Annotated in this window: 1 protein-coding gene; it reads right to left on the reverse strand. The window is 59.2% G+C overall.

From position 1 onward, the window contains the following. Positions 1–429, reverse strand: a 429-nt coding sequence (locus tag JMV15_RS28175) for a protein rep (RefSeq protein ID WP_235991973.1), incomplete at both ends; no start/stop codon positions are given.

Raw genomic sequence — 429 nt, forward strand, 5'->3', positions numbered from 1 at the left:
GTCGAGCGGCCCATCGAGCAGCGAGTCGGGAATCTCAACGCCACGGAACAAGCCGAAGCTGTTCAGCAGGCGCTTGCCCTTGAGGATCTGCGACGCGTGCCAGTTGTCAGCCAAGGTCAGATCGGAGAATTTCACGGCGTACTTGAACACCTCCATGAAACCCTCAACGGGATCGCCCAGGATGGGCCTGCAATCCACGACTATGCTGTCACCGGTGATCTTGTGCCACTCGGTGCTGAGGTCGGTTTGGGAGGGCTGTGATTTGGCCAGAATGATCATGTAACAATGCGGGTGCCAGCCATTGCCATTGTTGGTCAGCTCGAGGGTGTAGCCGACCCCCGCGGCTTTGCAAAGGTCTGTCCAAGGTGCGCCACGAGTACCGGCATTGAAGTAGCGACGACGACCCCGCAGGCGACGTATGAACTGCGG

The sequence above is a fragment of the Pseudomonas paracarnis genome, from assembly GCF_904063055.1.
In the GTDB taxonomy this organism is placed as follows: Bacteria; Pseudomonadota; Gammaproteobacteria; order Pseudomonadales; family Pseudomonadaceae; genus Aquipseudomonas; species Aquipseudomonas paracarnis.